Raw genomic sequence first — 16,592 nt, 5'->3', positions numbered from 1 at the left:
GGATCTTGGTCAAACAAAACCAGATATTGATAAAATATCTGCTTTAATTAAGGCGTCAATGAGCAAGAAGGATGATCAATAAATCAGCTAATGGATGGCTAGTAGACATACAGCCAGGTGGTCGATCGGGAAAGCGCATACGGAAGAAATTCAAAACAAAGGCTGAAGCAAACAGATTTGAGATCTATATAAAAGGCAAACACCTGGAGTCAAAGGAATGGAATCCTGCAAAAGACAAGCGTAAATTAAGCGAACTCATTGATATCTGGTGGAAAACTCACGGACACAATCTCAAAGACACTAAAAATCGGAAGAGATGGTTACTCCAGATCTGCAACGAAATGAAGGATCCTAAAGCCTACGAATTATATGCAAGTAATTTTCTTACTTGGCGATCTCAGAGAATCCAGGAAGGTAACAGTGCAGCGACTGTTAATAATGCCCTCGCTTATTTGCGGGCAATGATAAATGAACTTAAAAGAATCAATGAATGGAAAGAAGAAAACCCATTCGCAAATGTTAGAAGAATCAAAATCGATGATACCGAACTTAGTTTTCTAACAGATGACCAAATTATTGTCCTCCTTGAAGAACTAGACAAATCCACTAACAGTAGTGCTCGAATAGTAGCAGAGATCTGTCTTTCAACAGGCGCCAGGTGGAGCGAAGCAGAAAATCTGAAGAAATCCCAAATTGGCTTTTTGAAAGTTACTTTCAACAAAACTAAGAATGGAAAAAGTAGGACACTTCCAATATCCGATTGCCTCTATAAAAAACTTTCGACTATTGACAATAATCACAGACTCTTTGAAAGCTGTTACTCTGCTTTCAGGAATGCCGTTGAGCGAGCTCGTATTGAGCTACCGCCTGGTCAACTCTCCCATGTCCTCAGACACACATTTGCTAGTCGTTTTATGATGAATGGTGGGAATATTCTGGTTCTACAACGAGCTTTAGGTCATTCAACTTTACAGATGACTATGCGTTACGCTCATTTATCACCTGATCACCTTGAAGAGGTTGCTAAGCTGAATCCGTTGACCTAATTATTTTTGATTAAAAGATTAACTGTTTCTAAAGCACTATGCCGCACAGGTCTTTTTTTCAAACTGGTCTTTATAGTCGTCTAGATCTTCGTCCATCTCATTAATTTGCTCTTGCTTCTTTTCAACCTTCTCAATCAGTTTAGTAATCTTAACGATTTTTAATAAGAAGCCAACAGCAAGTAGACCCGGTAATAAGAAATACCTAAGTGCCCTGGTATCTGAACGAAGTATATCGTGTAAAACCTCAAATACATCACTTGCTATTCTGCAATATTCTTTATGATCTGCCTGATCAATTTTTTCTATTATAGATTTAAATCTAGCTTTACGTTCTTCGTCTTTGTGAAAATTGAATATAAACTTCAAATAATCGATTACTTGAAATGAACCAGTAGCACGAATTGCATTGTTTATCAATTTAATAAGTGTCAAATACTCATCAGAGTTTTCATCTAATTCACCACGCATTGCCAACAAAGACAATTCATCCCTTAATTTATATAATTTGAATCTTTGTTGATTTTTTAAAGCTGGTTGCAAGAAGTGATAATTAATAAGCATAATCAACCACAGCGACAAACACGCGATAATGAAATTAATCGCTAGCATGATTATCTCCTTTCTTCTGACTACACAGTGAGCTTTCGTATTTAGTCATTTTCACTACTATGATGAGTTTCTAGATGACTCAATTCCCCGCTCTCTAATCCATGTATGAGTAGTTGTCTATGCTCAGCAAGATCTTTGATATGAGTTCTATAAACGCGCTTCTGAATGAGGTTCGTATAGCCACAATACGCAATTACAGCAGTGAATGGAACAATATAGAATGATTCACTTGCTAAAAAGTTCCCAATGCCATACAACAAACCTTCCACAGATTCTGCAGGTAATTTGTACGTTATATAAAATATCCAACATACAACACCAAAGAGCACCAAGCCTACAAGATTACCGGTTTGAGCAAGATCATATAGCGCATCTATAAACCTTATAGCGACATCTGCCCAACCTTTTTTACTACTTTCTTGTGTCGGCTCTTGGATCCTAGAATCCTTTCTGCCCCGATTTGACGCCTTTTTCTTTCCCACAAATCATCCTATCCCTTTCATAACTTGATAACAATTATTTTTAATCAAGTCAATAATTTAGACTATAGCAAAGATCATAAATAGCATTTTGAATCTCGTCTAAAAGTTGTTTTTTGTAACACAAATATGATTCTGACGATATAATTATTATTTCGTTGTCAATCCGTCGTCTTTTTTTAATTCGCCATCTATCGCTATCCAGATAAATGTTTATTATTTTTATTTAAATCAGTTATTTAATGGTGGGCCATGAAGGATTCGAACCTTCGACCAATGGATTAAGAGTCCACTGCTCTACCAACTGAGCTAATGGCCCATTAGCTGATGAGACACCCGGTTATCGGGTGCTTGCATAAATGGGGTGGACGATGGGTCTCGAACCCACGACCGCCGGAATCACAATCCGGAGCTCTACCAACTGAGCTACGTCCACCATTAAACTTTTCAACCCGGCTGTGAAACCACAACCGATCCTGCAGACTTGGCACGCCCGGCAGGACTCGAACCTGCTACCCTCGGCTTAGCTTACCAACTACGTCTTTCGACGCCCCCTGTTCGGGGTTTGTGGTCTGGACTATCTCTTCACCGTCTCAGGTGTCGCACGTATAGTCTCTACGGATCCCTCGGCTGCAGACTCGCCCATCCATTCTTCCGGGTTGGCCTAACCAGAGGTTTCCTCGGGATTGCCATCAGCACCACCTGTTAAGGTTTCCCCGATACAGTGCGATCCACTTTATGGGTTCGTTTCCCCATAAAGGCTCCTAATCTGCACACCTCTCCCGGTGTGCGCTCAAAGGCCGATGCTCTATCCAAATGAGCTACGGGCGCAGAAAACTGGTCGGGGTAGAGAGATTCGAACTCCCGACATCCTGCTCCCAAAGCAGGCGCGCTACCAGACTGCGCTATACCCCGAAAAATCATCCCAAAAGTATATCCCTACACCCTGGGTGAGCAAAGGGGGGGAATAATACTGGCGAAGCCCCGCGAGGTCAATGGCGACGGGCACTTTGCACTGACAGTGGGGCCGGCTTTCTGTATCATCCGATCCCTAGTTTTATTGAGACCCCGGGAATCCCGATGAGTGCGCAGATTTTAGACGGCAAGGCCATTGCGGCCGATCTCAGGCAACAGATCAAGCAGGGTGTGGATGAACGCGTGACCGCGGGCTTGCGCCGACCCGGTCTCGCGGTGGTGTTGGTGGGGGACAACCCCGCCTCTCAGGTCTATGTCAGGAATAAAAGAAAGTCCTGTGACGAGGTGGGATTCCACTCCGTCTCCCATGATCTCCCGGCTACCACCACCCAGGATGAACTATTGGCACTGATCGACCAATTGAACGGGGATGAAGCCATCGACGGCATCCTGGTGCAGCTGCCCCTTCCCGAGCAGATCGACGAGGAGGCGGTTATCGAGCGCATCCTGCCCACCAAGGACGTGGACGGTTTCCACCCCTACAACGTGGGTCGCCTGGTATTGCGCATGCCGCTGCTGCGTTCCTGTACCCCCAAGGGGATCATGACCCTGCTGGCGAAAACCGGGCAGAAACTGGAGGGACTGGATGCGGTCATCATCGGTCAGTCCAACATCGTCGGCCGCCCCATGGCCCTGGAACTGCTGGCGGCCCGCTGCACCATCACGGTCTGTCACAGCCGCACCAAGGATCTGGCGGAGAAGGCGCGTAACGCGGACATCCTGGTGGTTGCCATCGGCCGCGGGGAGTTTGTACCCGGCGACTGGATCAAAGAGGGAGCCATCGTCATCGATGTGGGTATGAATCGGAATGACGAGGGCAAACTGGTGGGGGACGTGGATTTCGCCGCGGCCAGCCAGCGGGCGAGCTGGATCACCCCGGTGCCCGGTGGAGTCGGACCCATGACCATCGTCACCCTGCTGGAGAACACCCTGCAGGCGGCGGAGTTGCATAGCTCAGCAAAGTAGCGACATCATGGTCAAACGGCGCGGCAAGCCGCACCCTACGATCCTGGCTAACGTGTAGGGTGCGCCCTTGGGGTGCACCGATAAGCTTATCCCCTGCGCCATGTGGTGCCTTGTGGTCCGTCTTCCAGGATGATGCCGGCTGCTTGAAGTTCATCGCGAATACGATCGGCCTCACCCCAGTTCTTCTCTGTACGGGCATCGATGCGTGCCTGGATCATGGCTTCGATTTTCGTGTCTGATAGGGTGTCATCCCCGGCTTGCACACCACCCCGTAAGTAGTCCTCAGGGTCTTCCTGCAAAATACCCAACATCTCGCCCAGTTGTCTCAGCACGGCGGCCAGGGCCGCGGCGGCATCCGCATCACTCTCTTTCAAACGATTGATCTCGCGCACCAGATCGAACAGCACCGCCAGCGCCTCCGGGGTGTTGAAATCATCATCCATGGCGTCACGGAAACGACCGACATAGTTTTCACCACCGCTCGCTGCCTTTTGCGGCAACCCCCTGAGTGCGGTATAGAAGCGGGTCAATGCGGCACGGGCATTGTCGAGGTGCTCGGTGTCGTAGTTGAGGGGTGAACGATATTGGCTGGTGAGGATAAAGTAGCGCACCTCCTCGGCTCGGTAGTGTTCCAGGATCTCTCTGACGGTAAAGAAGTTGCCCAGTGATTTGGACATCTTCTCGTCATTGATACGCACGAAGCCATTGTGCATCCAGTACTTGACGAAGGGATGGCCGGTCGCCCCCTCGGATTGGGCGATCTCGTTCTCGTGATGGGGAAAGGTGAGGTCCGCACCCCCGCCGTGGATATCGAAGCTGTCACCCAGGGCCTTGGTGGACATGGCCGAACACTCGATGTGCCAGCCGGGGCGTCCGCGACCCCAGGGTGAATCCCAGGCCGGCTCGTCGGGTTTCGCGGCCTTCCACAGGGCGAAGTCGAGAGGGTCCCGCTTGGCATCACCCGGCTCCACCCGGGCGCCGGCCCGCAGATCCTCGATGGATTTGCCGGAGAGCTTGCCGTAGTCGCTGAAACTGCGCACATCATAGTAGACATCACCCTTGTCCACGGCGTAGGCATGGCCATTTTCGATCAAGCGGGAGATCATCGCCAGGATCTCATCCATGTGCTGGGTCGCCTTGGGCTCGTCCGTGGGCCGCAGCACATCCAAGGCATCGGCATCCTCATGCATCGCCTGTATGAACTCCTCGGTGAGCTCGGTGAAAGGCACCCCCCTCTCATTCGCCCGGTTGATGATCTTGTCATCGATATCGGTGATATTCCGGATGTAGCTGACATCGTATCCACTTGCCTGCAGATAGCGATAGACCACATCGAACACCACCATTACCCGCGCATGCCCCAGGTGACAAAGATCGTAGACCGTCATACCACACACGTACATGCGAACCTTACCGGCCTGCAAAGGCTGAAAGGTCTCCTTGCGGTTGCTGAGATCGTTATAGAGCTTGAGCATAGTGGGTCACATCAACTGGAGAATAAGTGCCGCGCATCTTAGCGAAAAGCGGCCCCTACCACAAAGCGTGGCAGTCAGTCCGTTCAGCAACCACAATGGTGCAAAAATCCCGGCACATAACATACTAAATCACTTGGATAATAACCCTAACAAGTGTAAACCTTCTTTCCAGTACGGAAATAATATTGTAATTACCGCTGCCACATTTTCATGTGTGTTCAATTCTCCGAACCTACTAAGCCAATGAAAACATAAAACAAAATAATTCCGGCACAAAAATTGCGGATTTTATTGACTTGTCTCTTACAGACTGCAGTACCCAGATCGCCTCATCAATATAACCGGAGACTGACAGATGGCAGCCCATGATTTCGACTTTTCAGCAGTGGAGAAACGTCTCGGCGTCTCTCGCAGGACCTTTCTCAAGTTCTGTACCGGTGTGGCAGCCTCTCTCGGTCTGTCATCCAATGCTGCTATGGCCATGGCGCAAGCGGTAGCCGACCCGAAAAGGCGCCCGCCGGTCATCTGGCTTCACGGCCAAGAGTGCACGGGGCCCAGCGAAGCCCTGTTACGCTCCGAGCAACCCTCCCTCGAACACCTCATCCTCGATCTCATCTCCCTCGACTATCACCAGACCCTCGATACCGGGGCAGGCCATCAGGTTGAGGAAATTAAAAAGAAGGTGATGGCGGAGAACAAAGGCAAATACTTGCTGGTGGTGGAAGGGGCCATCCCCACCGCCAACGACGGTATCTTCTGCAAGATCGGCGGCGAGACCATGGTCGACATCACCCATGAGGCGGCGGAACACGCCGCTGCTATTGTCGCCTTCGGCTCCTGTGCCAGCTGGGGCGGGGTGCAGTCGGCCTCACCCAACCCCACCGGCGCGGTGGGCGCACCCCAACTCCTGGCCGGCAAGACCGTGGTGACCATCCCCGGCTGTCCGCCCAACCCGGCCAACTTCATCGGCACCGTGCTCTATTTTGTCACCTACGGCAAGCTGCCCCCCATCGATGAGAAGGGGCGGCCGAAGTGGGCCTACGGCCGGCTCATCCACGAGAACTGCTACCGCCGCCCCCACTTCGACGCCGGCCGTTTCGCCAAGGAGTTCGGCGACGAGGGCCATCGCAAGGGCTGGTGTCTCTACAAGCTCGGCTGCAAGGGTCCCGAGACCTACAACAACTGTCCCAGCCTGGAGTTCAACAACGTGGGTGGCGGTGTCTGGCCCATCGGTGTCGGTCACCCCTGCTTCGGCTGTTCCGAAGGGGGTGTCGGTTTCAGCAAACCCCTGTTCAGCCTGGCAGACGTGAAGACCCATACCCCACCCAACATGTTCCCCGGCATCGAAGACCGGGAGGGTTCCACAGGCATCTCCTCCGGCGCAGCGGCCATTGCCGGCGTCGCCGTCGGTTTGGCAGTGGGCGCCACGGCGATGGCGTCGAAGAAGCTCGACGGTAAAGAGAAAGACGGGGAGTAAGGGGGTCACATGAAACGCAGAGACTTTCTCAAGGCCTCCCTCGGTAGTGGCGCCGCCCTGCTGGGTGCCGGCAACGCCGAGGCGCGAGGCAACCTGGAGCCGGCGGATGAAGCCATCGGCATGCTCTACGACTCGACCCTATGCATCGGCTGCAAGGCCTGTGTGGCGAAATGCAAAGAGGTCAACGACATGCCGGCGACGCCATTGGGCGATGAGACCGCCTGGGATGCCGCTCACGATCTCTCGGCCGAGACCCTCAACGTAATCAAGGTCTACACCGAGGGTAAGGGCGATCAGAAGGATGCGGTGAAAGACGGCTACGCCTTCGAGAAGCGCAGCTGCATGCACTGTGTCGATCCCGGTTGTGTATCAGTCTGCCCGGTGACCGCCATGCGGCACGATCCGAAGACCGGCATCGTCACCCACCACCCGGACGCCTGCATCGGCTGCCGCACCTGTATGGTGGGCTGCCCCTACAACGTGCCCCAGTTCGACTATGACAACCCCTTCGGTGAGATCCACAAGTGCCAGATGTGTAACCAGGCCGGGGTGGAACGCATCGACAACGGCCAGATGACCGGTTGCGCCGAGGTCTGCCCCACCGGTGCCACTTTGTTTGGCTCGCGCAAGGCGCTGATGGAAGAGGCCAAGCGCCGCATGACCCTGAAGCCGGGTGAGACCTACAACTATCCCCGCGGCGATGTACGCAATCCGGAGAGCCATCACGAGAAGGCGGTGCCTGAATACCAGGACCACATCTGGGGCGAGAAAGAGGCCGGCGGCACCAACGTGCTGCACATCTCCTCCATCCCCTTCGATCAGCTGGGCATGCCACCCCTTGAGGAGCGCTCCTACGCCTCCATCTCGGAGACAGTGCAGCACACCCTCTACAGCTACATGGCCCTACCCGCCATCGCGCTGGCCGGGCTCACCTATGTGGTGCGGCGCAACACCGACGACGGGGAAGGAGACGACTCATGAGTGTATACCAACCGCTGAAACGGCCGATCCTCACCCTGCCCTTCCTGGTGTTGAGCGTCATCGCCGTGATCGGCACCTACTACCTGGCCCAGCGTTTCATCCACGGCATGGGCATAGTCACCAATCTCAACGGCGGCTACGCCTGGGGAGTCTGGGTGGTCTACGATGTGGTGGTGGGCACCGCCCTGGCCTGCGGCGGTTACGCCCTGGCCATCACCGTGTATGTGATGAACAAGGGCAAGTACCATCCCCTGATGCGCCCCGCCCTGCTGGCCAGTCTGCTTGGCTACGGCCTGGGTGGTGTCGGCGCCATGATCGACATGGGCCGCTGGTGGCAGTTCTACAATATCTTCACCCCCTGGCACATGAACTTTAACTCGGTGATGCTGGAGGTCGGCCTCTGTGTCGCCACCTATATCCTGGTGCTCTGCATCGAGTTCGCCCCCACCCTGTTGGAGCGGTTCGGCGCCAAAGGGCTGGTGAAGTCCCTGAACAAGGTGCTGTTCATCTTCATCGCCCTCGGCGTGCTGCTGCCCACCATGCATCAGTCCTCTCTCGGCTCCATGCTGATCGCCATGGGCTACAAGGTGCACCCACTATGGCAATCGCTGCATCTGCAACCGCTGCTGGCGATACTCACCGCCCTGACCATGGGCTTTGCGGTGGTGGTCTTCGAGGCCTCGTTCAGTGCGGTCGGCTTTCGCCGTCCCTCTGAAACGCCGCTGCTGGCCGGCCTGGGCAAGGGGATTGTCGGACTCATCAGCGCCTACCTGATCGTTCGCTTCGGCGAAATCCTCTTGAACGGTAAGCTGGGGCTGATCTTCGCCGGCGACCTGGGTAGCCTGATGTTCCTGCTGGAGACGGTCCTGTTCGTCTTCCCGCTGGTGGTATTGAGTTCAGCCAAATACCGCGGCCATGGCCCGCTGTTGCTCTGGGCATCAGTCTCGATGCTCTTTGCCGGCTCGCTCTACCGCTTCAACGCCTTTCTGATTACCTACGATCCTGGCCCGGGTTACAGCTACTTCCCCTCCACCCCGGAGATCATGGTCACCGCCGGTATGGTGGCCCTGGAGATCATGGCCTTCCTGTTCGTGGTGAAGAAATTCCCCGTGCTACATGACGCAAAACATGCGTAACAGTGTGGTGCGACCCATAAATGATACCTATCAGAGGTCCACAAATGTCCCAAGACAAGGCGCAGTCCGCCATTAATGGCCGCCCCCTTAACAAGGAGTGCAACGCAGTATTGGGACATTTGTGGTCCTCCCTACGGGCGCGACGAGAAGCCGTCATCTACTGCGTTGCGTCTCTTGGAAAGGGCATGCCATTCCCTGCGAGACGCGCCTTGCAGCTAACGGCTTCTCGTTGCGCTGATAGGCATCATTTATGGGTCGCACCACACTTAATTGAGGAGATTCCCAAGTGACGACAAGAATTACTGTTGACCCGATAACCCGTATCGAAGGCCACCTGCGTATCGATGTAGAAGTGGATGACGGCAAGGTGAGTAAGGCCTGGTCATCCGGTCAGATGTGGCGCGGCATCGAGAAGATCCTGGTGGGTCGCGATCCCCGCGAGGCCTGGACCTACACTCAACGCTTCTGCGGCGTCTGCACAACGGTGCATGCCATCACCTCGGTCAGAGCGGTGGAGAACGCCCTCGACCTGGAAGTGCCGGTCAATGCCCAGCTGATTCGCAATATTATCCAGACCGCCCATGCCATCCAGGACCATATCGTACACTTTTATCACCTCTCCGCGGTGGACTGGGTGGATGTGGTCTCGGCCCTGGACGCTGATCCGGTGGCCACCGCCAAGCTGGCGGAGAGCCTCTCCGACTGGCCCCTGAACGGTCCCCATGAAATGAGGGCGGTACAGGAGCGGCTCAAGACCTTTGTCGGCAGCGGCCAGCTCGGTCCCTTCGCCAGCGGTTACTGGGGTCACCCGGCCATGAAGCTGCCACCTGAGGTGAACCTGCTGGCGGTCGCCCACTACCTGCAGGCCCTGGACGTACAGAACCACGCCAACAAGATCGTCGCCATCCTCGGTGGCAAGAGCCCCCATATCCAGAACGTGGCAGTGGGCGGCGTGAGCAACTCCATCGGCCACGATGCCCCCTCGGTGCTCAACATCGAGCGCCTGATGCTGATCAAGGGCTTCATCGACAAGCTGGACCAGTTCGTCAAATCGACCTACCTGGTGGATGTGCCGGCGGTGGGTGCCTTCTACCTGGACTGGGCCGGCATCGGCGGTGGTGTCAACAACTACCTGACGGTACCCGACTGTCCCCAGGACGCCAAGGGCACGGTATTCGATCTGCCCGGCGGCTACATAGAGAATGGCGACATCAACAGCATGAAACCGATCACCACCTTCAGCGACGCCTACTTCCGCGACGGAGTGGCGGAGAGTTCCAAGCACGCCTGGTACACCGGCGGCGACGCCCTGCACCCCTGGGTGGGCGAGACCGAGCCGGAGTACACCGACTTCCAGGATGAAGGTGCCTACTCCTGGGTCAAGGCCCCCACCTTCTACGGCAAACGGGCCGAAGTGGGTCCACTGGCCGATGTGCTGGTGGGTGTGGCCAGCGGTCATGCGGGCTATACCAAGTACCTGGATCAGGCCATGGGCACCCTCAAGGCGGTCTCCCAGAACCCTGATATCCCCCTCTCGGCGGTCAACTCCACAATCGGCCGTCATGCCGCCCGCGCCGTGCGCTGCGCGGTGATGATGGATACCCTGCATGATCAATGGCAGAGGCTGGTGGACAATATCGGCACCGGCGACCTTGACACCTTCAACGCCCCGGTCTTTCCCAAGGGCGAGGTCAAAGGCGTCGGCTTCCACCAGGCGCCCCGTGGCACCCTCTCCCACTGGGTAGTGATTGAGGATGCCAAGATCAAGAACTACCAGGCGGTGGTGCCCAGCACCTGGAACGCCGGTCCTCGGGACGCCAACGACGAGATCGGCCCCTACGAGTCATCCCTGATGGACAACCCGGTGGCAGATCCTGAGAAGCCGTTGGAGGTACTGCGTACCGTCCACTCCTTCGATCCCTGTATCGCCTGCGCCATCCATATGGTCGACACCGAGCAGCAGGAGATCGTGCGGGTCAAGGCACTCTGAAGATTGCAGCCTGGGAGTTCCTGAATGGAAAAAAGTGTAAAAAAGACCCTGGTGATCGGCATGGGCAACGTGTTGATGCAGGATGAAGGTATTGGCGTCCGCGCCGTTGAGGAGCTGGTGAACCGCTATCACATCCCCACTGGTGTGGAGGTCGTCGATGGCGGCACCACGGGCATGGAGTTGTTCGAACCGATGCGCCAGGCGGATAACCTGATCATCGCCGATGCGGTGAATACCGGCGCACCCTATGGCAGCCTGGTACGCATCGCCAACCATGAGATTCCGGCCTTTTTTCAGACCAAGCTATCCAACCATCAGCTCGGTGTCTCAGATCTGCTCGCCCTGCTCACTCTCAAGGGTGAGACACCGGAGCAGGTCACCATCGTCGGCATGGTGCCCCACTCCCTGGAGAACCGGCTGGGTCTGACTCCCGAGGCAGAGGAGGGACTGCAGGCCATGGTGCAGATGCTGGTGGACGAGTTGGCTTCGCTGGGCATAGCACTCGAATCCCGCTCCCAGGCACGCAGTGGGCACTGGAAACGGGAGGCCGAGTTCGAGGCCGCAGCGGGTTTGGCAGGATGAAATGATTCACCGCGAATATTTTATGACAACGTGTAGGGTGGGGCCCTGCCCCACCATTAAACCCGAAATAGGCGTAGGGTGCGGCTTGCCGCACCATTGTGCCCCGATGTTCGGATTTTTCGGTGCGGCAAGCCGCACCCTACGTGTGAACCATTTGCGTTTATTCGCGTTCATTTGCGGACTCATTGAATTAAAGAAGAAACAGCGATGTGCGTAGGCATCCCCGCCCAAGTGATCGAGGCAGGTGATTTCGTCGCCCGCTGCCGCACCCGCAGTGGGGAGGAGCAGATCAATATGATGCTGACCGGATCCCAACCTGTGGGGACCTGGTTGCTGACCTTTCTTGGCTCCGCACGAGAGGTGATCAGCGAAGAGGATGCACGCAATATCGATAAGGCCCTGGATGGACTCAGCGCCATCATGAGCGAGAATAAGGACATCGATGTGGATCACTACTTTCCCGGCCTCGGGCAGCCCTGAACCGGAAGTGTTTATAAGGTACGTAGGGTGCGGCGAGCCGCACCATTGTGCCCCGATGTTCGGATTTTTCGGTGCGGCAAGCCGCACCCTACGCGTGTAGTGTGTAGGGTGGGGCCCTGCCCCACCCTACTTAAGGAATGGACGATTTTTTTTGCAGGGCAGGGAGTGCCTAAACGAGCCACAATGAGCACCGATATGACTGACCTGAAAGCACTAACCCAACAGATCGAAGATGTTTTCCTGCGCATCGAGCAGGAACAGATGCAGGGAATCCCCCTGCTCAATCCCATGCTGAAGGTGAAGAGCGTAGGTTTCCAGGAATTTGAGGGACGTGTTGTCGGCGTCATCATCACCCCCTGGATGATGAATTTGATGATGTTTCCTGGCGAAGACGAGGACTGGAGCGATATGGCACTGGGGCACAAACAGCCCCACCGTTTTCCCGCCAACCAATACAAGTTCATGGTCAACGAGATTGACGGTATCGGTTGCTGTCAGACCCATTCCCTCTACTCCCCCATGCATGAGTTCGTCGATCAGGAGCATGCAGAGGCGGCTGCGAGAAGTTTTATGCAGACCTTGATGGTCGAGGTCGAACAGCCGGACGAAGATCCCTATGACGAAGAGCTGCTCGGGCGAATATTGCGCGGAGAGGAAGAGGCCGATATCGACGTCGACGGTTTTGCCGTTGCCGAACAGACATTAGACAGCGGAGAAGAGAACCAGGAGTCGCCGATATCACGTCGGGAATTATTACGTAGTATCTATCATCGGGAGACCTGACCCGGCTTTCGCCGGGCGGTCCCGATTCTACCCCATCAAACCTTGAACTGATTGACCATCTGATCCAGCTGAGCAGAGATCTGGGCGACCTCTTCACTCTCTTTAAGTGTGCGGCAGGTCCCCTCGGCTGTCTGGTGGGATACCTCATTGATGGCAATGATGTTCTTGTTGATTTCACTGGCCACGGAGGTTTGTTCTGAGGCTGCGGTGGCGATCAGGGAATTCATCTCACTGATAGACTCCACCGCGTTGGCAATCTGCGCCAAGGCATCGCCCGCTCGGTTGGAGTCGGTAACGCTTTGGTCAGCCTCTTTCTTACTGCCATCCATTACCTTAACCGCCTGGTTGGAGGCCGATACCAACTGCTCGATGATATCCTGAATCTCATGGGTCGCTTCCTGGGTGCGTTGCGCCAGGTTGCGTACCTCGTCAGCCACCACGGCGAAACCGCGACCCTGCTCACCGGCCCGCGCCGCCTCGATAGCCGCGTTCAGGGCAAGTAGATTGGTCTGTTCGGCGATCGCGGTGATCGACTCAGAAACCTGGCCGATGCTTTGCGTACCCTCAGCCAGTTGGCGCACAACCACAGCGGCATCGTCGACCCGCTTGGCCAGACGTTTGATGGAGTCGGATACTTGGGCCACCACATCGCTGCCGTCTCCCGCATTGGATCTCGCCTCAACCGCCGCATGTTCCGCGCCGGCCGCATTTTTCGCCACCTCTTCAGCCGCCAGGCTGAGTTCACCGATAGCTACCGTCAGTTGGGTGGTCTCTTTTTCCTGCTGATCCACCCCATCACGGGTGGTCTTCGTGACCGTCGCCAGCTGTTCGGCGGAGTTTGCTAATCCATCCATGGTTTGAGCCAGATCGGTGATCGTCGGTTGAAATTTGTCCAACATGGTATTGACGGCGGTACCAACCTGATGAAACTCATCATTCGCGCCAAGGGTCACCCGCGGACGTAAATCGGCATCGGCGCCGATCTGCTCCATGGTGCTGCGTAGACCATACAACGGCTTGATCACGACCCTGCGCATGATCATATTGATAATGAAAAGTCCGACCAGTAGCACAAGAAAGTTGATCGCGGCGCCGACCAGCAGCTCGTGATCGATCGCCTTATCCCGCTCTCCCAGAGAGAATGTCAGTCTGCCCGCACCAAGGATCGTCCCTTCCGGCAACGCATGGCAAGTCAAACAGTTGGTGCCATTTCGGTCGGATACGGCGGCAAAGGGTTCGATAATGGTGACAATCCGCTCCCCTTTGATCTCCTCCACTTGAACAATCTGCTCACCATTCAAGGCACGCTTATCAAGGTCGTCCAAGGGCTTCTCATGATCGAATCCTGCGCCAAACGTCTTGTTTACCGCCTCTCCACGCAGCATGCGCACTTCCAGTACACCGTCACGTTTTTCGATCTTCTGTTTCAACATCTCCCTGTTGCCCATGGTCCCGGTAAACATCATGGCATTCATACTGTCGAGGTAACCATGCAGCACATCAAATATCTGATTCTCCGTCAGTCTTAGCAAGCGATCCTTTTGCTGGTGTGCAGAATAGATGGTTACAACTGACATGATGAGTATAAAAATCAGGGCCATCGGGGTCAGAATCTTCCACTGCACCGAGATGTACTTACTCATGGTCAAACCTTCTCTCAAATGAAACAAACTGGGTATCTGTCTCTATTTCTCGGCAACATATGGAAACTCTTGAGTAAATTTACTGATTTTCAAGCAAATATCAGGGCGGGACAGAAACTTAGAGGATTGATAGCGGATTTTTTTACGCCATCCGCATAACAGAGTAAAACAGAAGACTATTCATACCCAATAATGGCTCCACATGCTATTTGATATGGGCCTTCACCCTGTCATCAATGAGAGTGCTAAAGAATCCGGGGCGTCTCCCGACACAGTGTATGTGGACTAAATAGGGTCAGCTACCGGTGTTTTTGCACCCGGTATGACCGGTATGAAACTGTTTTGGAGTTTTCTGATGCGCAAAATCGCAATTGCTTCAATGATTCTGGCAACACTCTTCACCCATGGCGTAATAGCTGACCAGACCCTGGCCATGCGCTCGGGTTGCCTTGGCTGCCATAAAGCCGATGCGAAGCTGGTTGGACCGGCCTTCAAGGAAGTCGCTGCTAAATACAGCAGTGAAGCTGGTGCTGTTGACCGACTCGCAGCGAAAGTAAAAGCAGGAAGCACACCCGGTGAACCCCTGGTTTGGGGTAGTGTCGCCATGCCACCTAGCCAGGCGAGTCTAGATGATATAAAGGGTGTAGTTAGCTGGGTAATGACCCTTAAATAGGCGTCGTCTTTGCCCCGATGGACCCTTCTGCATATCAGGGGTATGCAGGCAAAATTATTCTTCCTTATAATGGAAGCAGTACTTTAGGTTGGACATACCAAGTGGATTACTGTGCGGGTTAAAACAGTCAATCCTATAAATAGATTCATTAAGGAGCTCTTCAATGTCTAGTAGCACGACTCTCTTACTTTCATCGACACTCTGCGCCTCCCTTTTGGTGGGCTGCAGTGCCGGGCCGGCGCCGGTAAGTTTCAAGTCAGAGGTCAAACCGTTGGTCGACAAATATTGCACAGAATGTCATCTATCCGGGGGGGCAGGAGCAGAAGCCAGCGGTTTTATCACCGCGAGCTATGCAAGCCTGATGAAAGGCACCAAGTTTGGCCCCGTGGTGGTGGCCGGCGATCCGCTCTCCAGCTCGTTTTACCGCCTGGTTGCCGGCAAGGTCGATCCGTCGATTCGCATGCCCCATGGCAAGGAGGCGTTAAGTGAGGTGGAGATCGCCGTGATCGAAAACTGGATTGCTCAGGGGGCCGAAAACAACTGACCTCATATACCTCCTTACTCAGCACCTAAAAAGCCATGCCGGCGCGCATGGCTTTTTTATTTCCTGTAGTAACCCCCTGACCGGTACTGCAAATAGACCCATCCCCCCTTTTTAAGCCGCCAGCGAACCGTTATGATGCACCGACTGGAAAGTGCTAACCATGAGGATTCCATGAAAAAAACACCACTTACCCTACTCCCATGCCTGTTGTTAATGGCCTTTTTATCCGTCAACGCTTGGGCTGACCAGGTACAGGTATTGATGAAGACATCGATGGGCGAAATCGAAGTGTCACTAAACAAGGAGAAGGCGCCAAAAACCGTCGAGAACTTCGTCCAATATGCCCGGGATGGCTTCTACAACGGCACAATCTTCCACCGCGTCATCAAAGACTTCATGATCCAGGGCGGAGGTTTCACCGAATCCATGGATAAGAAGCAGACCCGGGACCCGGTGGAAAATGAAGCAAACAACGGCTTGAAAAACAGGCGCGGCACCATTGCCATGGCGCGAACCTCCGCACCCCATTCCGCGACAGCCCAATTCTTTATCAACCATAAAGACAATGGCTTTCTCGATTATCCCGGGCAGGACGGCTGGGGTTATGCTGTATTTGGTGAAGTCACCAAGGGCATGGAGATTGTAGACACTATCGCCAAGCAACCTATCGGAGTTACCGGAGGTATGCGCAATGTTCCCAAGTCTCCCATCATCATCGAGAAGGTCACTGTTCTCGAGTAAACCATTTTACAC

General features: G+C 54.3%; 16 protein-coding genes and 3 tRNA genes. 12 read left to right on the top strand and 7 right to left on the bottom strand.

Annotated features, from left to right (window positions below; all coding sequences use genetic code 11):
- Positions 1-71: 71 nt before the first annotated feature.
- On the top strand, positions 72-1,046 hold the full coding sequence (locus tag R2K28_RS03885; RefSeq protein ID WP_316368084.1) for a phage integrase: 975 nt from the start codon (positions 72-74) through the stop codon (positions 1,044-1,046).
- 36 nt (positions 1,047-1,082) lie between these two features.
- Here R2K28_RS03885 and R2K28_RS03880 read toward each other — a convergent pair whose 3' ends face one another.
- The 5 genes from R2K28_RS03880 to R2K28_RS03860 form a co-directional block, all read right to left on the bottom strand.
- Positions 1,083-1,655 (bottom strand): hypothetical protein, encoded by a 573-nt coding sequence (locus R2K28_RS03880; protein ID WP_316368083.1) that lies wholly within the window; start codon positions 1,653-1,655, stop codon positions 1,083-1,085.
- Between the two features lie 41 nt (positions 1,656-1,696).
- A complete protein-coding gene (locus R2K28_RS03875) occupies positions 1,697-2,137 on the bottom strand; it encodes a hypothetical protein (protein ID WP_316368082.1) in 441 nt (146 codons plus the stop codon).
- A 240-nt stretch (positions 2,138-2,377) separates the two neighbouring features.
- Positions 2,378-2,453, bottom strand: a tRNA-Lys gene (locus tag R2K28_RS03870).
- Positions 2,454-2,494: 41 nt separating this feature from the next.
- Positions 2,495-2,570 (bottom strand) — tRNA-His (locus R2K28_RS03865).
- Between the two features lie 402 nt (positions 2,571-2,972).
- Positions 2,973-3,049, bottom strand: a tRNA-Pro gene (locus R2K28_RS03860).
- 165 nt (positions 3,050-3,214) lie between these two features.
- Here R2K28_RS03860 and folD point away from each other — a divergent pair.
- The gene (gene folD, locus R2K28_RS03855; protein ID WP_316368081.1) at positions 3,215-4,075 is read left to right on the top strand and encodes a bifunctional methylenetetrahydrofolate dehydrogenase/methenyltetrahydrofolate cyclohydrolase FolD; all 861 of its coding nucleotides are present in this window, start codon (positions 3,215-3,217) and stop codon (positions 4,073-4,075) included.
- A gap of 86 nt (positions 4,076-4,161) precedes the next feature.
- Here folD and cysS read toward each other — a convergent pair whose 3' ends face one another.
- On the bottom strand, positions 4,162-5,550 hold the full coding sequence (gene cysS, locus R2K28_RS03850) for a cysteine--tRNA ligase (RefSeq protein ID WP_316368080.1): 1,389 nt from the start codon (positions 5,548-5,550) through the stop codon (positions 4,162-4,164).
- A 355-nt stretch (positions 5,551-5,905) separates the two neighbouring features.
- Between cysS and R2K28_RS03845 the strand changes: the two genes are divergently transcribed.
- The 7 genes from R2K28_RS03845 to hybE all read left to right on the top strand — a co-directional run bounded on the left by R2K28_RS03845 (position 5,906) and on the right by hybE (position 12,979).
- Positions 5,906-7,027 (top strand): hydrogenase small subunit, encoded by a 1,122-nt coding sequence (locus R2K28_RS03845; protein ID WP_316368079.1) that lies wholly within the window; start codon positions 5,906-5,908, stop codon positions 7,025-7,027.
- Between the two features lie 9 nt (positions 7,028-7,036).
- Positions 7,037-8,008, top strand: a complete 972-nt coding sequence (hybA, locus tag R2K28_RS03840; RefSeq protein ID WP_316368078.1) for a hydrogenase 2 operon protein HybA — start codon at positions 7,037-7,039, stop codon at positions 8,006-8,008.
- Positions 8,005-9,144: a Ni/Fe-hydrogenase cytochrome b subunit gene (gene hybB, locus R2K28_RS03835; protein ID WP_316368077.1), complete on the top strand. Its 1,140-nt coding sequence runs from the start codon at positions 8,005-8,007 to the stop codon at positions 9,142-9,144. The genes hybA and hybB overlap by 4 nt, the downstream gene beginning before the upstream one ends.
- Before the next feature lie 286 nt (positions 9,145-9,430).
- A complete protein-coding gene (locus R2K28_RS03830) occupies positions 9,431-11,134 on the top strand; it encodes a nickel-dependent hydrogenase large subunit (RefSeq protein WP_316368076.1) in 1,704 nt (567 codons plus the stop codon).
- 24 nt (positions 11,135-11,158) lie between these two features.
- Entirely contained in the window at positions 11,159-11,716 is a 558-nt protein-coding gene (locus R2K28_RS03825; RefSeq protein ID WP_316368075.1) for a HyaD/HybD family hydrogenase maturation endopeptidase, read from the top strand.
- Positions 11,717-11,923: 207 nt separating this feature from the next.
- Positions 11,924-12,196 (top strand): HypC/HybG/HupF family hydrogenase formation chaperone, encoded by a 273-nt coding sequence (locus tag R2K28_RS03820; protein WP_316368074.1) that lies wholly within the window; start codon positions 11,924-11,926, stop codon positions 12,194-12,196.
- Positions 12,197-12,391: 195 nt separating this feature from the next.
- Entirely contained in the window at positions 12,392-12,979 is a 588-nt protein-coding gene (gene hybE, locus R2K28_RS03815) for a [NiFe]-hydrogenase assembly chaperone HybE (protein ID WP_316368073.1), read from the top strand.
- Positions 12,980-13,014: 35 nt separating this feature from the next.
- Here hybE and R2K28_RS03810 read toward each other — a convergent pair whose 3' ends face one another.
- Positions 13,015-14,622, bottom strand: coding sequence for a methyl-accepting chemotaxis protein (locus R2K28_RS03810; protein WP_316368072.1), 1,608 nt, complete (start codon positions 14,620-14,622; stop codon positions 13,015-13,017).
- 355 nt (positions 14,623-14,977) lie between these two features.
- Here R2K28_RS03810 and R2K28_RS03805 point away from each other — a divergent pair, with 355 nt between their 5' ends.
- The 3 genes from R2K28_RS03805 (at position 14,978) to R2K28_RS03795 (ending at position 16,580) form a co-directional block, all read left to right on the top strand.
- Positions 14,978-15,295 carry a c-type cytochrome gene (locus R2K28_RS03805; RefSeq protein ID WP_116444717.1) on the top strand — a complete coding sequence of 106 codons (318 nt, stop codon included), beginning with the start codon at positions 14,978-14,980 and terminating at the stop codon, positions 15,293-15,295.
- Positions 15,296-15,458: 163 nt separating this feature from the next.
- Complete coding sequence (locus R2K28_RS03800) at positions 15,459-15,839, top strand: c-type cytochrome domain-containing protein (protein ID WP_316368071.1); 381 nt, start codon at positions 15,459-15,461, stop codon at positions 15,837-15,839.
- 171 nt (positions 15,840-16,010) lie between these two features.
- Positions 16,011-16,580, top strand: a complete 570-nt coding sequence (locus R2K28_RS03795) for a peptidylprolyl isomerase (protein ID WP_442871418.1) — start codon at positions 16,011-16,013, stop codon at positions 16,578-16,580.
- Positions 16,581-16,592 lie beyond the last annotated feature (12 nt).

The sequence above is a fragment of the Candidatus Thiodiazotropha sp. CDECU1 genome (assembly GCF_963455295.1).
Lineage (GTDB): Bacteria > Pseudomonadota > Gammaproteobacteria > Chromatiales > Chromatiaceae > Thiodiazotropha.
This window is presented reverse-complemented; position numbering and strand designations above follow the sequence as displayed.

Bases quoted from the DNA above. Each gene is read 5' to 3' on its own strand.
- R2K28_RS03885 (WP_316368084.1), top strand. From the start codon at position 72: ATGATCAATAAATCAGCTAATGGATGGCTAGTAGACATACAGCCAGGT.
- R2K28_RS03880 (WP_316368083.1), bottom strand. From the start codon at position 1,655: ATGCTAGCGATTAATTTCATTATCGCGTGTTTGTCGCTGTGGTTGATT.
- folD (WP_316368081.1), top strand. From the start codon at position 3,215: ATGAGTGCGCAGATTTTAGACGGCAAGGCCATTGCGGCCGATCTCAGG.
- cysS (WP_316368080.1), bottom strand. From the start codon at position 5,550: ATGCTCAAGCTCTATAACGATCTCAGCAACCGCAAGGAGACCTTTCAG.
- R2K28_RS03845 (WP_316368079.1), top strand. From the start codon at position 5,906: ATGGCAGCCCATGATTTCGACTTTTCAGCAGTGGAGAAACGTCTCGGC.
- hybA (WP_316368078.1), top strand. From the start codon at position 7,037: ATGAAACGCAGAGACTTTCTCAAGGCCTCCCTCGGTAGTGGCGCCGCC.
- hybB (WP_316368077.1), top strand. From the start codon at position 8,005: ATGAGTGTATACCAACCGCTGAAACGGCCGATCCTCACCCTGCCCTTC.
- R2K28_RS03825 (WP_316368075.1), top strand. From the start codon at position 11,159: ATGGAAAAAAGTGTAAAAAAGACCCTGGTGATCGGCATGGGCAACGTG.
- R2K28_RS03820 (WP_316368074.1), top strand. From the start codon at position 11,924: ATGTGCGTAGGCATCCCCGCCCAAGTGATCGAGGCAGGTGATTTCGTC.
- hybE (WP_316368073.1), top strand. From the start codon at position 12,392: ATGACTGACCTGAAAGCACTAACCCAACAGATCGAAGATGTTTTCCTG.
- R2K28_RS03810 (WP_316368072.1), bottom strand. From the start codon at position 14,622: ATGAGTAAGTACATCTCGGTGCAGTGGAAGATTCTGACCCCGATGGCC.
- R2K28_RS03805 (WP_116444717.1), top strand. From the start codon at position 14,978: ATGCGCAAAATCGCAATTGCTTCAATGATTCTGGCAACACTCTTCACC.
- R2K28_RS03800 (WP_316368071.1), top strand. From the start codon at position 15,459: ATGTCTAGTAGCACGACTCTCTTACTTTCATCGACACTCTGCGCCTCC.
- R2K28_RS03795 (WP_442871418.1), top strand. From the start codon at position 16,011: ATGAAAAAAACACCACTTACCCTACTCCCATGCCTGTTGTTAATGGCC.